The sequence below is a fragment of the Saccharothrix sp. ST-888 genome, from assembly GCF_000955975.1.
Classification (GTDB): Bacteria; Actinomycetota; Actinomycetes; order Streptomycetales; family Streptomycetaceae; genus Kitasatospora.
The window spans coordinates 42,129-58,548 of record NZ_JYJF01000035.1 but is presented as its reverse complement, the minus strand read 5'-3'; the positions used below and the strand labels follow the sequence as shown (position 1 = coordinate 58,548).

At 72.8% G+C, this 16,420-nt stretch carries 13 protein-coding genes; 12 read left to right on the top strand and 1 reads right to left on the bottom strand.

The genetic code is table 11. From position 1 onward, the window contains the following. Positions 1-109: 109 nt before the first annotated feature. Positions 110-1,750 (bottom strand): ABC-F family ATP-binding cassette domain-containing protein, encoded by a 1,641-nt coding sequence (locus tag UK12_RS14190; protein WP_045303280.1) that lies wholly within the window; start codon positions 1,748-1,750, stop codon positions 110-112. Between the two features lie 220 nt (positions 1,751-1,970). On the opposite strand from UK12_RS14190, the gene UK12_RS14185 reads away from it, so the two are divergent. The 12 genes from UK12_RS14185 to UK12_RS14130 all read left to right on the top strand — a co-directional run bounded on the left by UK12_RS14185 (position 1,971) and on the right by UK12_RS14130 (position 16,414). Beyond that, on the top strand, positions 1,971-3,173 hold the full coding sequence (locus UK12_RS14185; protein ID WP_045303279.1) for a hydroxymethylcytosylglucuronate/cytosylglucuronate synthase: 1,203 nt from the start codon (positions 1,971-1,973) through the stop codon (positions 3,171-3,173). A 39-nt stretch (positions 3,174-3,212) separates the two neighbouring features. Next, complete coding sequence (gene blsE / locus UK12_RS14180; RefSeq protein ID WP_045303278.1) at positions 3,213-4,214, top strand: cytosylglucuronate decarboxylase; 1,002 nt, start codon at positions 3,213-3,215, stop codon at positions 4,212-4,214. Next, complete coding sequence (blsF, locus tag UK12_RS14175) at positions 4,202-5,191, top strand: CGA synthase-related protein (RefSeq protein WP_045303277.1); 990 nt, start codon at positions 4,202-4,204, stop codon at positions 5,189-5,191. Before blsE ends, blsF begins: the two co-directional genes overlap by 13 nt. 235 nt (positions 5,192-5,426) lie before the next feature. Further along, positions 5,427-6,593 carry an arginine 2,3-aminomutase gene (blsG, locus tag UK12_RS14170; RefSeq protein WP_052681872.1) on the top strand — a complete coding sequence of 389 codons (1,167 nt, stop codon included), beginning with the start codon at positions 5,427-5,429 and terminating at the stop codon, positions 6,591-6,593. Continuing rightward, positions 6,590-7,768: a DegT/DnrJ/EryC1/StrS family aminotransferase gene (locus UK12_RS14165; protein ID WP_045303276.1), complete on the top strand. Its 1,179-nt coding sequence runs from the start codon at positions 6,590-6,592 to the stop codon at positions 7,766-7,768. The genes blsG and UK12_RS14165 overlap by 4 nt, the downstream gene beginning before the upstream one ends. Then, on the top strand, positions 7,765-9,111 hold the full coding sequence (locus UK12_RS14160; RefSeq protein WP_197084846.1) for an ATP-grasp domain-containing protein: 1,347 nt from the start codon (positions 7,765-7,767) through the stop codon (positions 9,109-9,111). The genes UK12_RS14165 and UK12_RS14160 overlap by 4 nt, the downstream gene beginning before the upstream one ends. Next, positions 9,108-10,373, top strand: coding sequence for an MFS transporter (locus UK12_RS14155; protein WP_045303275.1), 1,266 nt, complete (start codon positions 9,108-9,110; stop codon positions 10,371-10,373). The genes UK12_RS14160 and UK12_RS14155 overlap by 4 nt, the downstream gene beginning before the upstream one ends. 151 nt (positions 10,374-10,524) lie before the next feature. Then, the gene (locus tag UK12_RS14150; protein WP_045303274.1) at positions 10,525-12,411 is read left to right on the top strand and encodes a hypothetical protein; all 1,887 of its coding nucleotides are present in this window, start codon (positions 10,525-10,527) and stop codon (positions 12,409-12,411) included. Between the two features lie 55 nt (positions 12,412-12,466). Beyond that, positions 12,467-13,084 (top strand): class I SAM-dependent methyltransferase, encoded by a 618-nt coding sequence (locus UK12_RS14145; protein WP_045303273.1) that lies wholly within the window; start codon positions 12,467-12,469, stop codon positions 13,082-13,084. 92 nt (positions 13,085-13,176) lie between these two features. Then, entirely contained in the window at positions 13,177-13,704 is a 528-nt protein-coding gene (locus UK12_RS14140) for a nucleoside 2-deoxyribosyltransferase (RefSeq protein ID WP_082119602.1), read from the top strand. Between the two features lie 94 nt (positions 13,705-13,798). After that, positions 13,799-15,139 carry a M1 family metallopeptidase gene (locus UK12_RS14135; protein WP_045303272.1) on the top strand — a complete coding sequence of 447 codons (1,341 nt, stop codon included), beginning with the start codon at positions 13,799-13,801 and terminating at the stop codon, positions 15,137-15,139. Positions 15,140-15,202: 63 nt separating this feature from the next. Next, positions 15,203-16,414, top strand: coding sequence for an FAD-dependent monooxygenase (locus tag UK12_RS14130; protein ID WP_045303271.1), 1,212 nt, complete (start codon positions 15,203-15,205; stop codon positions 16,412-16,414). The last annotated feature ends 6 nt before the right edge of the window (positions 16,415-16,420 follow it).

Below are 16,420 nucleotides of genomic sequence, written 5' to 3'. Positions count from 1 at the left end.
AAACCAACCCACCCCCACACACAGCACCACCGCACCACGCGAAAAGGGGCCCCGTGCACACGCACCGGGCCCCTTCGCCACACCCACACCCCACCAACCGGCCCCCGGTTCAGCCCCGGGCGTAGCTGACCCGGCCCTCGTCCCAGACCGGCTCGTCGGTCTCCACCACCCGGCCGTCCTCCCGGAAGACCAGGAACCGGCTGAACACCCTGGCGAACCAGCGGTCGTGGGTGACCGCGAGCACGGTGCCGGTGAAGGTGTCCAGGGCCTGCTCCAGGGCCTCGGCGGAGATCAGGTCGAGGTTGTCGGTCGGCTCGTCCAGCAGGAGCAGGGTCGAGCCGGCCAGTTCGAGCAGCAGGATCTGGAAGCGCGCCTGCTGACCGCCGGAGAGCGTCTCGAAGTTCTGCCGGCCCGCCCCGGCGAGTCCGTAGCGGCTCAGGGCGGACATCGCGCTCTCCAGCCCCAAACCCTCCCGGTCGCCCTCGCCCCGGCCGAGGATGTCGGCCGGGGTGCGGCCGAACCACTCCGGGTGCCGATGGGTCTGGGCGAACAGCCCCGGCCTCACCCGCGCCCCCAGCCGGCATTCGCCCGAGTGCCCGACGGTCGGCGCGGCCTCGGCACCCGACTCGTCCAGCAGCCGCAGGAAGTGGCTCTTGCCCGAGCCGTTCGAGCCGAGCACGCACACCCGGTCACCGAAGAACACCTCAAGGTCGAACGGGCGCATCAGCCCGGTGAGTTCGAGGTTCCGGCAGGAGATCGCCCGGACGCCGGTGCGGCCGCCGCGCAGTGCCGGTGCGACGCGCTGCAGCCGTGGTGGCGCCGCCGGTGGACCGACCGCCTCGAACTTCGCCAGCCGGGTCTGCGCCGCGTGGTAGCGGGAGGCCATCTCGTCGCTGATGGCGGACTGCTGGCGCAGGGTGCGGACGAGCTCCTTGAGCTGCTCGTGCTTCTCGCTCCAGCGCTGCCGCAGCTCCGCCGCCCGCTTCCAGCGGGCCTCCCGCGCCTCGTGCCAGGTGCCGAATCCGCCTCCGTGCGTCCAGGCCGACCCGCCTTCGAGGGTGATCACCTGGGTCGCCGTCCGGCTCAGCACCTCGCGGTCGTGCGTGATCAGCAGCACCCCCTGCCGGGTCCGCGCCAGCTGCTCCTCCAGCCAGCGCTTTCCCGGCACGTCGAGATAGTTGTCCGGCTCGTCCAGCAGCAGCAGTTCGGCCGGGCCGCGCAGCAGGGCCTCCAGCACCAGGCGCTTCTGCTCGCCGCCGGAGAGCGTGGAGACCGCGCGGTACTGCGCGAGCCGGAAGGGCAGGCCGAGCGCCGCGACCGTGACGGTGTCCCAGAGCACCTCGCAGGTGTAGCCGCCGACCTCGGCCCAGGTGGACAGGGCCTCCGCGTAACGGAGTTGGGTGGCCTCGTCGTCGGTCTCCATCAGTTCGAGTTCCAGCGCGTCGACGGCGGCCGCGGCCGCCTGCTGCGCCGGGGGCACGACGGTCAGCAGCAGGTCGCGTACCGTCCGGTCGTCGCGGAGGCTGCCGATGAACTGGGGCATCACCGCGACCGCCCCCTGTCTGCGGACCGAGCCGAGCTGGATCGGCAGTTCGCCCGAGAGCATCCGCAGCAGGGTGGTCTTGCCCGCGCCGTTGTCGCCGACGAGGGCGACCGTCTCCCCGGCCGGGAGGCGGAACGAGACATCGCTGAACAGCTCACGCCCGTCGGCGAGGGTGTGGCCGAGGCCGCTGGCTTCGAGGTAGCCCATGGCTCGGAAGCCTAACCGCACGGCCGGCTCGGGTCGGGGCATTTCGGCCACCCCGGAAATTTTCACACTAACCATCGATCACATCGAATACGAATATTTCCATTAGGAATATTCACCCCCCAGCCGGAAAGGGGCAATAGACCCCTTGCGCCGATCAGCCGAATACGCAAAGGTTGTGCTCGATCGAAGCCTGCCCGCCCAGGAAGCCGAGACAGACCCGATGCACACTGATTCAGCTGCGCAAACCGTCGCCGTCGCCGGGGCAGAATTCGGCTGGGGCAGCTCAGGGAAGCTGAGCGCGATCCTGTCGGCTCTGCAGGAGCGTTCCTCCGTGCCGCTGAGATTCGTCGGTCTGGCCTCCGGTCTCGGCCGTCCGCTGCTCTCCGCGCACTCCGTCGACCGCTGGTACGACCTCCCCGCCGACGGCGCGCCCGGCGCGATCCGGGAGATCGTGCGCTCCGAGCGGGTGCGGGCCGCGGTGGTCGTCCTGGACGGCCGCACCGCCACGGCACTGGAGGCGGCCGGCGTGCCCACCGTGTTCGTGGACAGCCTGCCCTTCCTGTGGACCGAGGGGGACCGCGCTGCACTGCCGCTGGACGCCGCCGTCTACTGCGCCCAGAAGTGCGTCGAGCTTCCCCCCGAGTGCCTGGACGTGCTGGCGTCGGTCCGTGCGCTGCGCTGGGTCGACGCGGTCATCGGCACACCCCCGGCCGCCACCGACCGCACCGCCGCCGGGCCGTACCGCAGTGCCCTGGTCAGCCTGGGCGGCCTCCAGGCTCCCCGGCTCACCGACTGGACGAACTACCCCCGGGCCGTCGTCCCCGCCGTGCTCGAAGCACTCGCCGCGTACGGCGTCCACGAGGTGCACCTGGCGGGCAATCTCCCCGCCGACCTCGCCGGGCGCCTGGTCGACGCCTCCCTCGCGCCGTCCCGGACGACCACGGGCGCCCTGACGCACGGCGAGTTCCTCGACCGGCTGGCCGACTGCGACGTCCTGCTCACCTCCCCCGGGCTGACCACGCTGCTGGAGGCGGGCGCCGCCGGTGTCCCCACCGTCTGCCTGCCGCCGCAGAACCTCAGCCAGATCTTCAACGGCCGCTTCCACAGCCAGGCGGTCGGGGTCGACGTCCGGGTGGTCTGGCCCAAGGACGTCCTGGTCGAGGAGGAGGCCCTGTCACTCCGGTCGCAGGGCGAGGACCACGCCCTGGAACTGATCTACGGCGGTATCGCCACGGCGGCCGCGGCGGCCGCCGGCCGAGGGGCGAGCGCGGTCCTCCGCGACGGTGTGCTGACCGCGCTGCGGCGCTCGGCCGTCGAGGGCACCGACTGGGGTGCGCTCACCTCGACGATCGGCACCGGTGGCGCCGCCCAGGTCGCCGGCATCCTGCTCACCATCCTGCGAGGTGCCTGGCCACCCGTCTGACGCCCGGCTCGTCCTGCCCCTTCCCACGAACGGTCCGGAATGCCCTCCACTGCGCACACGCGTCACCGCTACCTGTTCATCAGAATTCTGGAAGCCTGCAACGCCGACTGCTTCATGTGTGAATTCGCGCTCTCCCGCGACACATTCCGTTTCTCGCGGGAGGATTTCGCCGAATTGCTGCCGAAGGCCCGGGCTGCCGGGGTGGCCTACGTCCGGTTCACCGGCGGCGAACCGCTCATGCATCCGGATGTGATGGAACTCGTGCGTTCGGGCACCGCAGCGGGCATGAAAATGTCCCTGATCACCAATGGCTCGCTGCTGCCGAAGATGGTCGAGCGGCTCGCCGAGGCGGGCCTGGCCCAGGTGATCGTCAGCCTGGACGGCGCCTCGGCGGCGACCCACGACACCTACCGGCGCTCCCCCGGCATGTTCGACAACGGCCTGCGCGGGCTCCGCGCCGCCGCCGCGCTCGGTGTCCTGCCGAGGGTCAACACGGTGGTCGGTCCGCACAACTACACCGAAATGCCGCTGCTGCAAGAGGTGTTGACCGAGGCCGGGGTGCGGCAGTGGGAGCTGTCCGCGCTGAAGCTCGACCGCGCCATCAGCTATCCCGACCCGGACCAGGTGCGCGCGGTGTGCGACCCGGTCTACGACGCCGATCCGCGCGCCCTGCTGGTCCCGATGGGCAAGCGCTTCTACGGGGACACCCCTGGGGAGCAGGAGCGCTACTTCGCCGAGTCGATCACCCCCCGCGCCTCCCGGCCGCTGTGCCACGTCGCGGACGACGTCATCTACATCGACGGCAAGCACGGCCGGATGTACGCGTGCAGCTGCATCCCGCACCGGGAGGACGACGAAGGCCCCGGGGGTGCCCCCGTCCGCGAGGAGGGCGTGATCCAACTCGACACACCGGTCTTCCGGACGCACGCCGACTTCTTCCGCCGGCGCGGCCCCGAGGTGTGCAGCGGCTGCTCCACCACGGCCGCCGGGTACAGCGACGACGTCGCCCGGCTCGGGTCGGTGGCGCCGTGGCAGTACTGACCCCCGAAGGCACCGCACCGCTCGCACCGGGCCGCCGGGTCCTGCTGGCCTGCGACGAGGAGCAGCTGGACTCGACGCTCGCGCTGCGCCGCGTCACCGCCCACCTCGGCGACCTCTCCCCGGTGAACCCGGTCGACCCGGAGGCCCTGGTGGACTCGGTCGACTTGGCGTCCGGCGGCGCACCGCCCGACGCCGCACTGGTCTGCGACGACGACGTGGCCACCGCCCGGCTGCTGGACCTCGGCGTCCCGGTGGTGCACCTCCGGTCGGGCCACCGCGCCGCCCCTGACGGGGCCACGGCGGGCGGGGCCGCCGCCGCTGCCGCCACCGCCGACCGGGCGCTGCGCCGACTGCACCGGCCCGGCTGGCTGCCCGGCCCGTGGCCGTCGGCAGCGGGTGCCCGGCCGACCGGAGCGCTCGCGCCGGTCCGGCTGACCAGGAACCGGGTGCGCGAGGGGACGCTGCTGCTGCTGTCCGTGTGGGGTGTGCCCGGCCAGGAGGCGGACGCGTTCGCCGCCGGGCCGCTTCGGGCCCTGGTCCGTGCGGCGGTCGCCCGCACCGGACGCTGCGAGGTGGTCTGCGACACCGGGCTGGCACCGGTCCGCTCCGCACTCGACGGCCTCGCCGACGGGGTGCGGGTGAGCCGCGCCGCCGAGGTGGACGTGGACGCACTGCACGCCGCCGCCGACGTGTTCCTCGCCGCGCCGACCCTGGGCGCGCTCGCGCTGGCCCAGGCCAGGCGCGCACCGCTGGTCTTCCTGCCGCCGCTCGGGTCCGCCCAGCGCGAGCTGGCCGCGCGGGTGGCGCAGGTGGTCCCGGTGCCGCTGGCCACCGACCCCGGCGACCCGTCCCTGTGGGTGCCGCCCGAAGCGGGCGGCACCGGGCAGTGGAGCGCGCTCGACCCCGCCCTGGACGACCTGCGCGGCGCGCAGCGGGTCGCCCGCACCCTCCGCCAGCTCTCGCTCGCCCCACTCTGAACCCGTGCCTGCCGTATCCATGCCCGTGCCCGTCATACCCGTCCGAGTCGTACCCGTCCGTGCTGAACGTGTCCGTGCCGAACCCGTCCGGGGCGGCGGACCCGTCCACACCTGACAGCTGTCCACGCCGTGGCCGCGCGTCCCGGGGGCTGCACCACGCCCCTCGGGACCGCAGTCGCGCGTGCCCCGGTAACCCGCTTCGACTCATCGAAGACCTGTCGACCCTGGAGCCGCCATGTCCGGCACACCCCGCGAAACCGGGACCACCGCAGGCCCCGCGTTCATCCGACCCCGGGTCCCGGAATCGCAGTGGAACGACTGGCGCTGGCACATGCGCCGGCGGATCACCACCATCGAGAAGGCCCGGCAGTGGATCAACGTCAGCCCCGACGAGGAGAAGGCCATCGCCGGGGTGGCGGGAAAGTACCGCTGGAGCATCACCCCTTACTACGCGTCCCTGATGGATCCCGACGACCCGCTCTGCCCGGTCCGCCAGCAGGCCGTGCCCGCGACCGGGGAGCTGGTCGAGTTCTCCGGCGCGGAGGTCGATCCGGTCGGTGACACCGTGTACCGCAAGACCAACCGGGTGGTGCACAAGTACCCGGACCGGGTGATCATGCTGATCACCGAGGCGTGCCCGGTCTACTGCCGGCACTGCACCCGGAAGTTCCACACCACGGATGTGAACGGCACCTACTTCCGTGACGACGAGGGCGGGTCGTTCGACGAGGACCTGCGCTACATCGCCGAACACCCTCAGATCCGGGACGTGCTGCTCACCGGCGGCGACCCGCTGTCGTACCAGGACGGCAAGTTGGAGGAGATCGTCGCCGGGCTGCGGGCGATCCCGAGTGTGGAGATCATCCGGATCGGCACCCGCTTCCCGGTGCTACTGCCGCAGCGGATCACCGACGAGCTGTGCGCGATGCTCTCCCGCTACCACCCGGTGTGGCTGAACACCCACTTCAACCACCCCAAGGAGATCACCCCGGAGGCCGCCGACGCGGTGGACCGGCTGCTGCGGCACGGGATCCCGGTCGGGAACCAGACCGTGCTGCTCCGGGGGATCAACGACGACGTCGCCACCATGCGCACCCTGATGACCGAACTGCTGCGGATCCGGGTGCGGCCGTACTACCTCTACCACTGCGACAACGTCACCGGTGTCTCGCACTTCATGACCTCCGTCGAGAAGGGCTGGGAGATCATGGAGGGCCTGCAGGGCCACATCACCGGGTTCGGGGTGCCGCAGTACGTCCTGACCACGAAGATCGGCAAAATCCCCATCTCCCAGCCGTACTTCACCGCCACCCCCGACGGCCTGCTGCTCCGCAACTACCGAGGCCAGCAGATGGTCGTCGACAGCGCGGTGCACCCGATCACGGAGTCTGACACCCGATGACCCTCGACAAACGGCTCGGACAGCGCTACCTGCCCTACGGCGCGAACTACCTCGACTGGTCCGACATGGCGGAGCTGCGGGAGGTGATCGACCACCAGGTGCTGTTCCGCTACCAGACGGAGACCGAGAGCATGGCCTCCCGGCTGGAGCGCCGGGCCGCCGAACGGCTGGGCGCCGGGCACGCGTTGGCGGTCCACAACTGCACCGAGGCGCTGCGCCTGGCGCTGATCTCCACCCGCCCGTCCGCCGGCGACCTGGTGTACATCCCGGCCGTCACCTTCGTGGCGGTGGCCGGCGCGGTCCTCTCCTGCGGGCTGATCCCGGTCCTGGTGGACGCCGACGACTCGCTCTCGCTGGACCCGACCCTGCTGCCGCCGGACGCCCGGCGAGTGATCGTGGCCCATATGGAGGGCACCGTGGCGCCCCTGCCCGAGGGCGTGCCGTACGTCGTCGAGGACTGCGCCCAGTCGCTCGGCGCGCGGTTCGCGGACGGCCGGCACGTCGGGACGGCGGGCTACGCCGGAACGTTCAGCTTCCACCACAACAAGGTGCTCACCTCGGGCGAGGGCGGACTGGTCGTCACCGGGGACGACGAGGCCTGGGCGACGATGCGCTGCTACCACGACCACGGCTCGGCCCGGGTGCCCGGCCACTACCCGACGTGGAACCAGGACGCCCACTTCGGCGAGAACTTCGTCACCAGCGAGCAGGTGGCGGCCGTCCAGTACCAGCAGTTCCGCCACCTCGACGAACTGCTCGCCGGGCTGGAGCGGATGTACGCGATCGCCATGGCCGAGCTGCCGGACCGCGCCGATCTCCAGGTGCGGCCGCGGGCCGCGGGCGATGTGAAGGTGAGCCTGCGGTTCCGCTGGGAGAGCCGCGAGCTGCGCGACGCCGCCGTGGCCGCCCTCACCGCCGAGGGAATCGCCAACTGGACGCTCGGCAAGTACCTGCTGACCGAACACCCGGTGCTCACCGGCCGGCGCTCGCTCTACGCCGACGGCTTCCCGTGGAACCACGCCCCCGAGGGGCCCCTCGCCCTCAGTCGCGACGGCTTCGCCCGCACCCGCGACCTGCTGGACCGCACCCTGTGCGTACCGCTGTCCCCGGAGCTTGCCGAGCAGGACCAGGTCCTCGCGGTCAAGGCCGTCCGGCGGGTCCTGGAGGCGGTGTGAGTCACGGTCCCGTGCTGCTGATGGTGGACGACCGCGCATCGTCGTTCACCCGGTACGCCGCCCGAACGCTCCCCGACGACCTGGTGCTGCTGCGGTTCGCCGAGTTCCGCCGGGACCTGACGGAGGACTACCTGCGGCAGACCGCGCACCTGCCGGCCTTCTGGGTGCGCGAAGGAGCGCCGCTGGCGGAGGAGGCCCGCCGCTATGAGGACTGGGCCGCCGGGCTGCCGGTCCGGCCGACCAGGTTCTGCAATCCGTCCGAGCCGCGCCAGGCGGTCGCCCAGCGGTTCGCCGCGCTGGCCGGACTGCCCCATCTGACGGATCGCCAGGTGACCTGGGTGCGGGACAAGGCCGAGATGAAGACCCGGTTCCGTGAACTCGGCCTGCGGACAGCCGGGTTCGCTCGGGTGCAGCGCGCCCGGGAGGTCGAGTGGTTCGCCGAGCGGCACGGCTGGCCGCTGGTGCTCAAGCCGGTGGACTCCTTCGCCTGTGTGGACACCTACCGGCTCACCGGCCCGGACGCGCTGGCCGGGATCGACTTCGGCGCGCGGGACTGGATGGTGGAGGAGTTCCTCGGCGGCACCGAGTGGGAGGTGTGCACGCTGATCCACGGCGGCGAGGTCCTGGACGCCTGGCCGAGCGCGATGCCTTGCCGCCCGCTGGACATCGTCGACGGCGCGATGAACGCCAACATCAGCGTCGGCACCGACGAGGCCCCGCCGGTCGACCTGCGCGCCCTGCTCCAGCTCATCGTCACCGGCATGGGGATCGACCACGGCTACGCCCACATGGAGTTCTTCCTGGTCGACGGCGAGGTGTTCGCGGGCGAGATCGGCGTCCGGCTGGCGGGCTGCGAGATCCCCGCCAACCACGGGCACGCCTACGGCTTCGACGTCTTCGGCGCCACCCTGGACGTGTACCTCGGCCGCCGCCCCGATCTCCGGTACCGTGAACGCCGTTGCGCGGGAGACCTGTTGCTGCCGCTGCCCGGATCGGGGACGGTCCGCCGGATCACCCCGGCAGCGGAGCTGCTGCGGCTGCCCGGGGTCGTCGAGGCCGTGCTCAAGGTGGGCGTCGGCGACTCGGTGTCGGCCCGGCGTGCCTCGCACAACGCGTCGGGGTACGCCCATGTGGTGGGAGCGTCGATCGGCGAGGTGGAGAAGCGCATGCGCGAGGTCCTCGACACCTTCACCATCGAGGTGTCCGCGGACCGGGAGACCGGCGGCACCGCCACCTCGGGCCCGGCCGCGCGAACGGCCACCCGAACGGCCCGCGCAGCGGCCACCTCAGCGGCCAATTCAGCGACCATTTCAGCGACCACGGAACGGGGACCGGCCCGGTGACGAACGGTCTGCCCCGCCGTTTTCTCGACCTGCTCACCCGCAGCCAGGTGGCCGAGGTGGCCTGGTGGAGCGTCGTCTCCAGGCTGCCCGTCTACCTGATGTCGCTGGCCATGGTGCTGGTGGTCCGCGAGCAGGGCGGCAGCTACGCGCAGGCCGGTCTGGCCGCTGCGCTGTACACCGTCGGCATGGCGCTCGGCAGCCCGCTGATCGCCCGGCGCCTCGACCGCAGCGGGCGGCGCGCGGTGCTGGCCGTCACCGGCGTCGTCTACCCGACGGCGCTCGCCCTGCTGGTGTGGACCACCCGGCCCGGCGGCTGGGCGCAGCCCGTCGCGGCGCTGGTCGCCGGGGTGGCGCTGCCGCCCGCGAACGCCTGTATGCGCTCGCTCTGGGCGCGGCTGCCACTCGGGGAGGACGAGCGGGAGACCGCCTATCTGTGGGAGGCGCTGCTCACTGAAGTGCTGGTGATCGGCGCGCCGTTGATGCTCGCCGCGCTGATGCTCGCCGGCTCCGCCGGAGCGGCGCTGACGGTCGTCGCGACGGTCGGCGGCCTGGGGGCCCTCGGCCTCGGCCTGGTCCGGCTGCCGGCGGGCACCGAACCGACGGCCGTGGGAGAGCGGGGAGTTGAGGCGGCCGACGGGCCTGGCGGGCCGAGCCGTCCGCCGGACCGTCCGCCGGGCCCGCTGCGGGATCCGGCGATGCTGGCGCTCACCGGGATCATGGCCACCTGCGCCCTGCCCATCGGCCTCATGACGCTCGCCATCCCGGCCTTCGTCGCCGCCCACGGGTCGCCGGGCGGCACCGGTGCGGTGTACGCGTGCTGGGGGGTCGGCAGCGCGCTCGGCGCACTGTGGCTGGGGCGCTCCCAGTCGCAGGTCGCCCTGCATCTGCGGTTCCCGCGGCTGGTGCTCGCCTACGCCCTCGGCACCGGGCTGACGCTGGCGGCCACTTCCCGACCGGCCCTGGCGGTGGCGCTGGCGGTCGGCGGCGCGCCGATCGCGCTGGTGTCCGCAGCCGAGATGACGCTGGTCAGCACCGTCGCGGACAGCCGCTCGCTGGCGGAGGCGTTCACCTGGGCGTCGCTGGCCACCGTGCTGGGCGACGCGGTGGGACAGCAGGCCGGCGGGCTGCTGATGGATCCGGTCGGTCCGCGCGGCGTCTTCGGCCTCGCCTTCGCCACCGCCCTGGCCGGAGCCGGCCTGGCCTTCGCCTGCCGGGGGCTGCTGGCCCGGGGCCCGGTCCTCCCCGCGGAGTGCGCGGCATGACCACTCGACCAGGCGACTCGCCCGGGAGCGCGGGGCCGCGCGCGAGCACCCTGCCGCCCGCCGCAGCTCCATCCGCCCGACCGGCCTGCCCCGCAGGCCCTGCCCGGTCGCCGTCCCCGTTCCGTCCTTCCTGCCAACGAGGTAATCCGTCATGAATGCTGTCACCGGCCAGCGGCCCGACCGGCCCCACCCGGGGCCGGACTCCCCGCTCTTCCGCCCGGTCACCTACGGGCAACTCCCCGGCGCGGTGAAGGAGTTCCTGGAGGCGGCCGAGCCCACGGCGGTGCCCGTCCCGGTCGAGGGGCGTGCCGATCTGGCGCAGAGCGTGGAGCTGGCGTCCCGCCTCTACACCGGCTTGCAGCGGCCGCACCCGCTCGACCTCGGTGTCGTCCTCGGTGCGGAGCAGCTGCCCGAGGGCGTCGCGGCCCTGGCGCGGCCGCTCGCCCGCGCGTGGGTGGCCGAGGAGGAGCTGGCCGACCTCGCCGCGTTCCACGCCCGGCGCCCCGGGACGCTGCTGGTCATCGGCGGCTACGACCGGCTCAACCTCGATCCGGTCCGGGCCCTGCTGCTGGCGACCTACCGCAGCCGGGAGTACGGGCTCACCCTGCTGAGCGGTCGCGACGGCGCCTCGGTCGCCTGGAACGTGGCCAAGCAGTACGCGCGTCCTGCCGCCGGGGTCGACGCCCTGGGCCTGTTCACCGACACCGACCGGCCGCCGCACCTGCCCGGTGTCCAGGTCTTCGACGACCGCGACTTCGAACGCGCGGACATCCAGGCCGAGATCCTGGGCACCCGCTGGCGCCGGGTGGCCTTCCAGGGCCACGGCAAGGACGACAGCGTCAACCTCGGCGAGTTCACCATCTGCGGCCTGAACCACGAGGTCCCGGCCAGGCCCGGCCTGCTCGGCCCCCGGTGCGCCTACGGGCTGCCCTGCTACAAGCCCGAGGACAAGCTCGTCCCGCTCAGCCGGGTTGAGGCGGTGGAGCTGGTGCTCAGTGCCTGCAACAGCGGTCCGCTGGCCGACCTCGCGCTGTACGACCCCAAGTACCAGCTGCTGCTCAACGCCCTGGACGGACCGGCCCGCACCGTCGTCTCCGCCGTCTCCGTGCACGACTCCGACCGGCCCGAGAACGTCGCCTGGATGCGTGCAGCCCTCACCGGTGCGGACTCGGTGGACACCCTGAACGCCAGCCTGGCCGGCTCGCACCCCTACCCGGCGTTCATGCGCTTCGGGCTCCCGCAGGCACCGCAGCACGCACCCGCCGCACCCGAGCCCGCCGAGCACCGCCCCGACCCGCTGGTCCTCACCGTGGGCCGTCGGCTCACCGCCCTGCTCACCTCGGAGCTGCTGCCGCACAACCATCCGCTGCGCCCCCGGCTGACCAAGCTGGCCCGCAAGGTGGACCTGTGGGTGTCGCGCCCCACCCACCTCGCCGACCAGTCTCCGGCGGAGATCCGCTCCTCCCTCACCGCGGACCTCCAGTCGCTCGACCACGTGATCGCCGAGCAGGTCGCGGCGAACCCCGAGAACGAGATCATGAACTACCCGGCGCACTTCGGGGACCGCAGCTCGCTCGATCCGCAGGTGCGCGAGGTGACCTGCCACTGCGGCCGTCCCGCCCAGGAGTTCACCCGACGCGGGCTGCTCCCGCACATCCTGGACACCACCTGCGCGGTCTGCATGCGCTGCGGCGATGTCACCTTCCGCCTGCCCGAGGCGCCCGCGCTGCTGGCCCACGCCGCGGACGAGGTCGAGCAGGGCGGGGTGCTGGAGGTGCGGGCCTCGCTCGCCGCCGCCCGTCCCGGGCCCGTGCGGCTGGGCCTGTTCGTCCCCACCTACCTGCGCGAGGACACCGTGGTGGAACCGGCCACCACCAGGGTCAGGGCCTCGGGCGGGCAGCCCGAGGACGTCGCTTTCCGCGTGCGGTTCGCCCCCGCCACGGCACCGCAGGCCTACTACTTCACGGTGTTCGCGGTGCAGGACCTGGCCGTCTCGACGGCCAGGCGGCACTTCGGCGTCGTACCGCGCCGCGCCTGATCGCGCACCAGACCCCCACCAGAACCCCCGACTGCTGGAACGAAGGACGGTTGTCATGGAAACGCAGGCCAAGCCCGAGATCGAGCTGATCGAACGCGACGGCGAGGTGACCTTGAGCATCGGCGGTGAACAGGCCATGCAGGCCTGGGAACGCGACCTGATGTGGGCCAGCGCCGACCTGCTGTGCGAGTACGGCCAGGACTTCTACGAGGTCGGGCTCGGTCTCGGCCTGTCCGCACTGCGCATCGCCGGCAACCCCGCCACCCGCAGCCACACGGTGCTGGAGCTCTTCGGGGAGGTCGAGGACCTGTTCCGGGCCCGGCACCCGCAGCTGCCCGACAACCTCACCATCGAGCGCGGCGACTTCTTCCAGCGCGTCTTCGCCCTGCCGTCGGCCAGCCTCGACGGCATGTTCTTCGATCCGGCCCTCGACATGGAGGTCTGGACCAATGCCGACCTGTGGGCCAGGACCATGCCGGAGGTGGTCCGGGTGCTGCGTCCGGGCGGGGTGTTCATCCCCTTCTTCAGCACCAAGCCGGAGCTGCGCTGGCAGTACCTGCCGCACTTCCGCAGCATCCGGGTCGAGCGCCACCCCTACGTGGCGTACGACACCACCGAGTACACGTACGGCACCAGCGGCGACGCGTACATCCAGTGCTTCCGCAAGCTGTGACACCCGCCTGCAGTGACGCACCAGTCCACGACCGCCCCGCCGGTCGGCCCTCACCCGACGCCGCGCAGCGGCCTTGCTCCGGAGGTACCCGTATGACCACCGCACTGACCACTGATCACCCCGACGACCTGGACGTTCTGGACATCCGCTCGCTGTTCCTGGCCGGCCCCTTCATCCAGCTGCTGGACCCGGCCACCGGGGAGATGCCGGACGAGGCCCGCGCCCCGTTCGACATCCTGATCAAGCACTTCGAGGCGCAGGGGCTCTCGGTCCACAACGCCCACCGCCGGGAGGCGTGGGGAGCGGAGCTGATGCGGCCGGAGCAGTGCACCGGGCTCGACCAGGAGGAGATCCGCAAGGCCGACGTCTTCGTCGCGCTGCCGGGCTTCCCGGCCTCCCCCGGCACCCACATCGAGGTGGGCTGGGCCAGCGCCTTCGACAAGCCGATCGTGCTGCTGCTGGAGCGGGGCCGGGAGTACACCTTCCTGATCCAGGGCCTGCACACCGTGGCGACCGTGGAGTACGTCGTGTACACGGACATCGCCGGGTCTCTCGCCGCCGTCGACCGGGCGATGCGCCGGGCGGTGACCCGCCACCGGGCGGCGGCCCGCAAGGAGTGACCCCAGGCCGGTACGGGCCGGGCCGTCCCCCGGGCGGCCCGGCCCCGGGTGACCGCCGGTCAGCCGTGGGTGCGGGCCGGCCCGAGAGGATCCGATGAGAAACGCCCTGGCGCTGCTCGCCACCCTGGCCGTCCTCCTGACGGCGGTCGGCACCGCCGCCCCCGTGCCGGTCGCCGACCGGGTGCGCACCCCGGCCGCCCCGGCCTACGTCGTCGAGCTGACCAGCGACGCCTCGGGGAGCAGCTGGTGGGGCCACGAGAGCGTGAGCTTCACCAACGCCTCGGCCGACCCGCTGGGCGAGGTGTACCTGCGGCTGTGGGACAACGCCCACGGCGGATGCCCGGCGCCGCCGGTCACGGTGACCGCCCTCACCGGCGGCACCGCCGGTGAGCCGTCGGTGGACTGCACCGCGCTCAGGGTCGCCCTGCCCGAACCGCTCGGGCCGGGCGAGAGCGACTCGATCGGCTTCGATCTGCGCATCGACGCCCCCCGCGGCACCGACCGGTTCGGCCGGGACGGGCCGTACACCTTCCTCGGCAACGCCCTGCCGGTGCTGGCGGTCAGGGACTCCGCGGGCCCGCACCTGGACCCGTACACGGACCACGGCGAGTCCTTCTACGCGCTGGCCGCCGACTTCGCCGTCACCCTGGACCACCCCTCCGAGCTGCTGGTGCCCGCCACCGGCAGTTCCGTCGACACCTTCGGCTCTCCCGGACGCACCGTCACCAGGGCGGCGGCGAGCATGGTCCGCGACTTCGCCTGGGCGGCGGGCCCGTTCCGCCGGATCGCCGCCGCCTCCCCCGCCGGGGTCCGGGTCAACGTCTACTCGACGGCCGACGTCACCTCCTCGGACGCCGAGTCGATGCTGGCCCTGGCGACCTCGGCACTCGACGCGCACGCCCGGCGGTTCGGCGCCTACCCGTACGGGGAGCTGGACGCCGTGCTGGACGGCCACTTCTGGTTCAGCGGGATGGAGTACCCGGGGTTCGTCCTCGACCGCGTCAGCACCACTGCGCTGGTCCACGAACTCGCGCACCAGTGGTGGTACGGCATCGTCGGCGACGACCAGTACCACGCCCCGTGGCTGGACGAGTCGTTCAGCGACTACGCGACCGACCTCGCGCTCGGCCGGACCGGGGAGAACTGCTGGGACGCCGTCTCCTGGGCCTCCCCGGCCGAGCGGCTCACCAACTCGATGCGGTACTGGGACGCCCACCCCACCCGGTACGAGACCGTCGTCTACGACTACGGCAAGTGCGCCCTGCACGACCTCCGCCGCCTGATCGGCGACGGCGCGATGGCCGCGCTGCTCCACGACTACGCGCGCGACCACTGGTACGGCGTCTCGACCACGGCGGACTTCAAGGCCGCCGCCCGGGCCGCCACCGGCACCGATCTGACCGGGTTCTGGAAACTGCACCGTATCGGGGACTGATCCACTCCCGCGCCGCCATACTCGGTACCCGGTGGACCGGACAGCGAGGAGAGGGGGCCGACTGTGCGCAAGGGACGGGTGGCGGTCGTGGGCGGGAGCATCGCGGGGTGCGCCGCCGCGCTCGCCGCGGCGCGGGCCGGCGCGGACGAGGTCGTGGTGTTCGAGCGGGCCGACGACCGGCTCCAGGACCGGGGCGTCGGCCTCGCCCTGCACAACGACCGGTACGCCGAACTGGAGGCGGCCGGCTATCTCGACGCCGGGATGCCCTGGGTCCAACTGGCCCGGCGGCCCTGGGTGGTGCGCGAGGGGACGGCGCGGGCGGGGCGGGAGATCGGCGTGCTGCCGTTCCCGTTCCGCTCGTACAACTGGGGTTCGCTCTGGCAGGAGCTGCGCAACCGGATCCCCGGGGTCGTCGACTACCGCACGGGGGCGGCGGTCGCGCGGGTCGAGCCCGAGGCGGACGGCGCGGTGGTGCGGCTGGCGGACGGCGGCGAGGAGCGGTTCGACCTGGTCGTCGGGGCGGACGGCTACCGTTCGACCGTACGGGCCGCGATGTACCCGGACACCGCCGCCCGGTACGGCGGCTTCCTGGCCTGGCGCGGCACCCTGCCCGCCGACCGGCTGCCCGCCCCGCGCGAGGCGTTCTCGGAGCAGGACGCGACGACGGTCGCCTTCCCCGGCGGCCACATGATCGTCTACCGCATTCCCGGCCCCGGCGGCCGCGGGACGGACGTCAACTGGGTCTTCTACACCAGCCCGCCGGCCGCCGAAGGACTCCGGTTCAACGACCCGGCCACCACCCATCCGAGGGCGGCCACCGCCGAACTGACGCGCCGCCAGCACGAACTGGTGGAAGAGCACTTCCCGCCCTACTGGCAGGAGGTGGTCCACCTCACCCCCGCCGAGTCGACCTTCGTGCAGCCGATGTACGACATGGCCGTGCCGCACTTCGCGCGCGGGCGGCTCGCCCTGCTCGGCGACGCCGCCTCGATCGCCCGTCCGAACACCGGCAGCGGTGCGATCAAGGCCCTGCAGGACGCCGCCGGCCTGGAGCGCGCCCTGCGGTCGGCCGACAGCTGGGAGGAGGCCCTGCACGCCTACGACACCGATCGGACCCCGGTCGGGCGGGCCACGGTCGAGCTCGGCCGGAGCCTGGGGCGCGCCCAGGTCCAGGAGACCCCCGAGTGGGCGGCCATGGACCAGCAGGCGATCGAGCGGTGGTGGCAGGAGGCGGGCGGCGGCTACGGGTTCGGCGGGCAGGCCCTGCGCCGCTGACCTCGG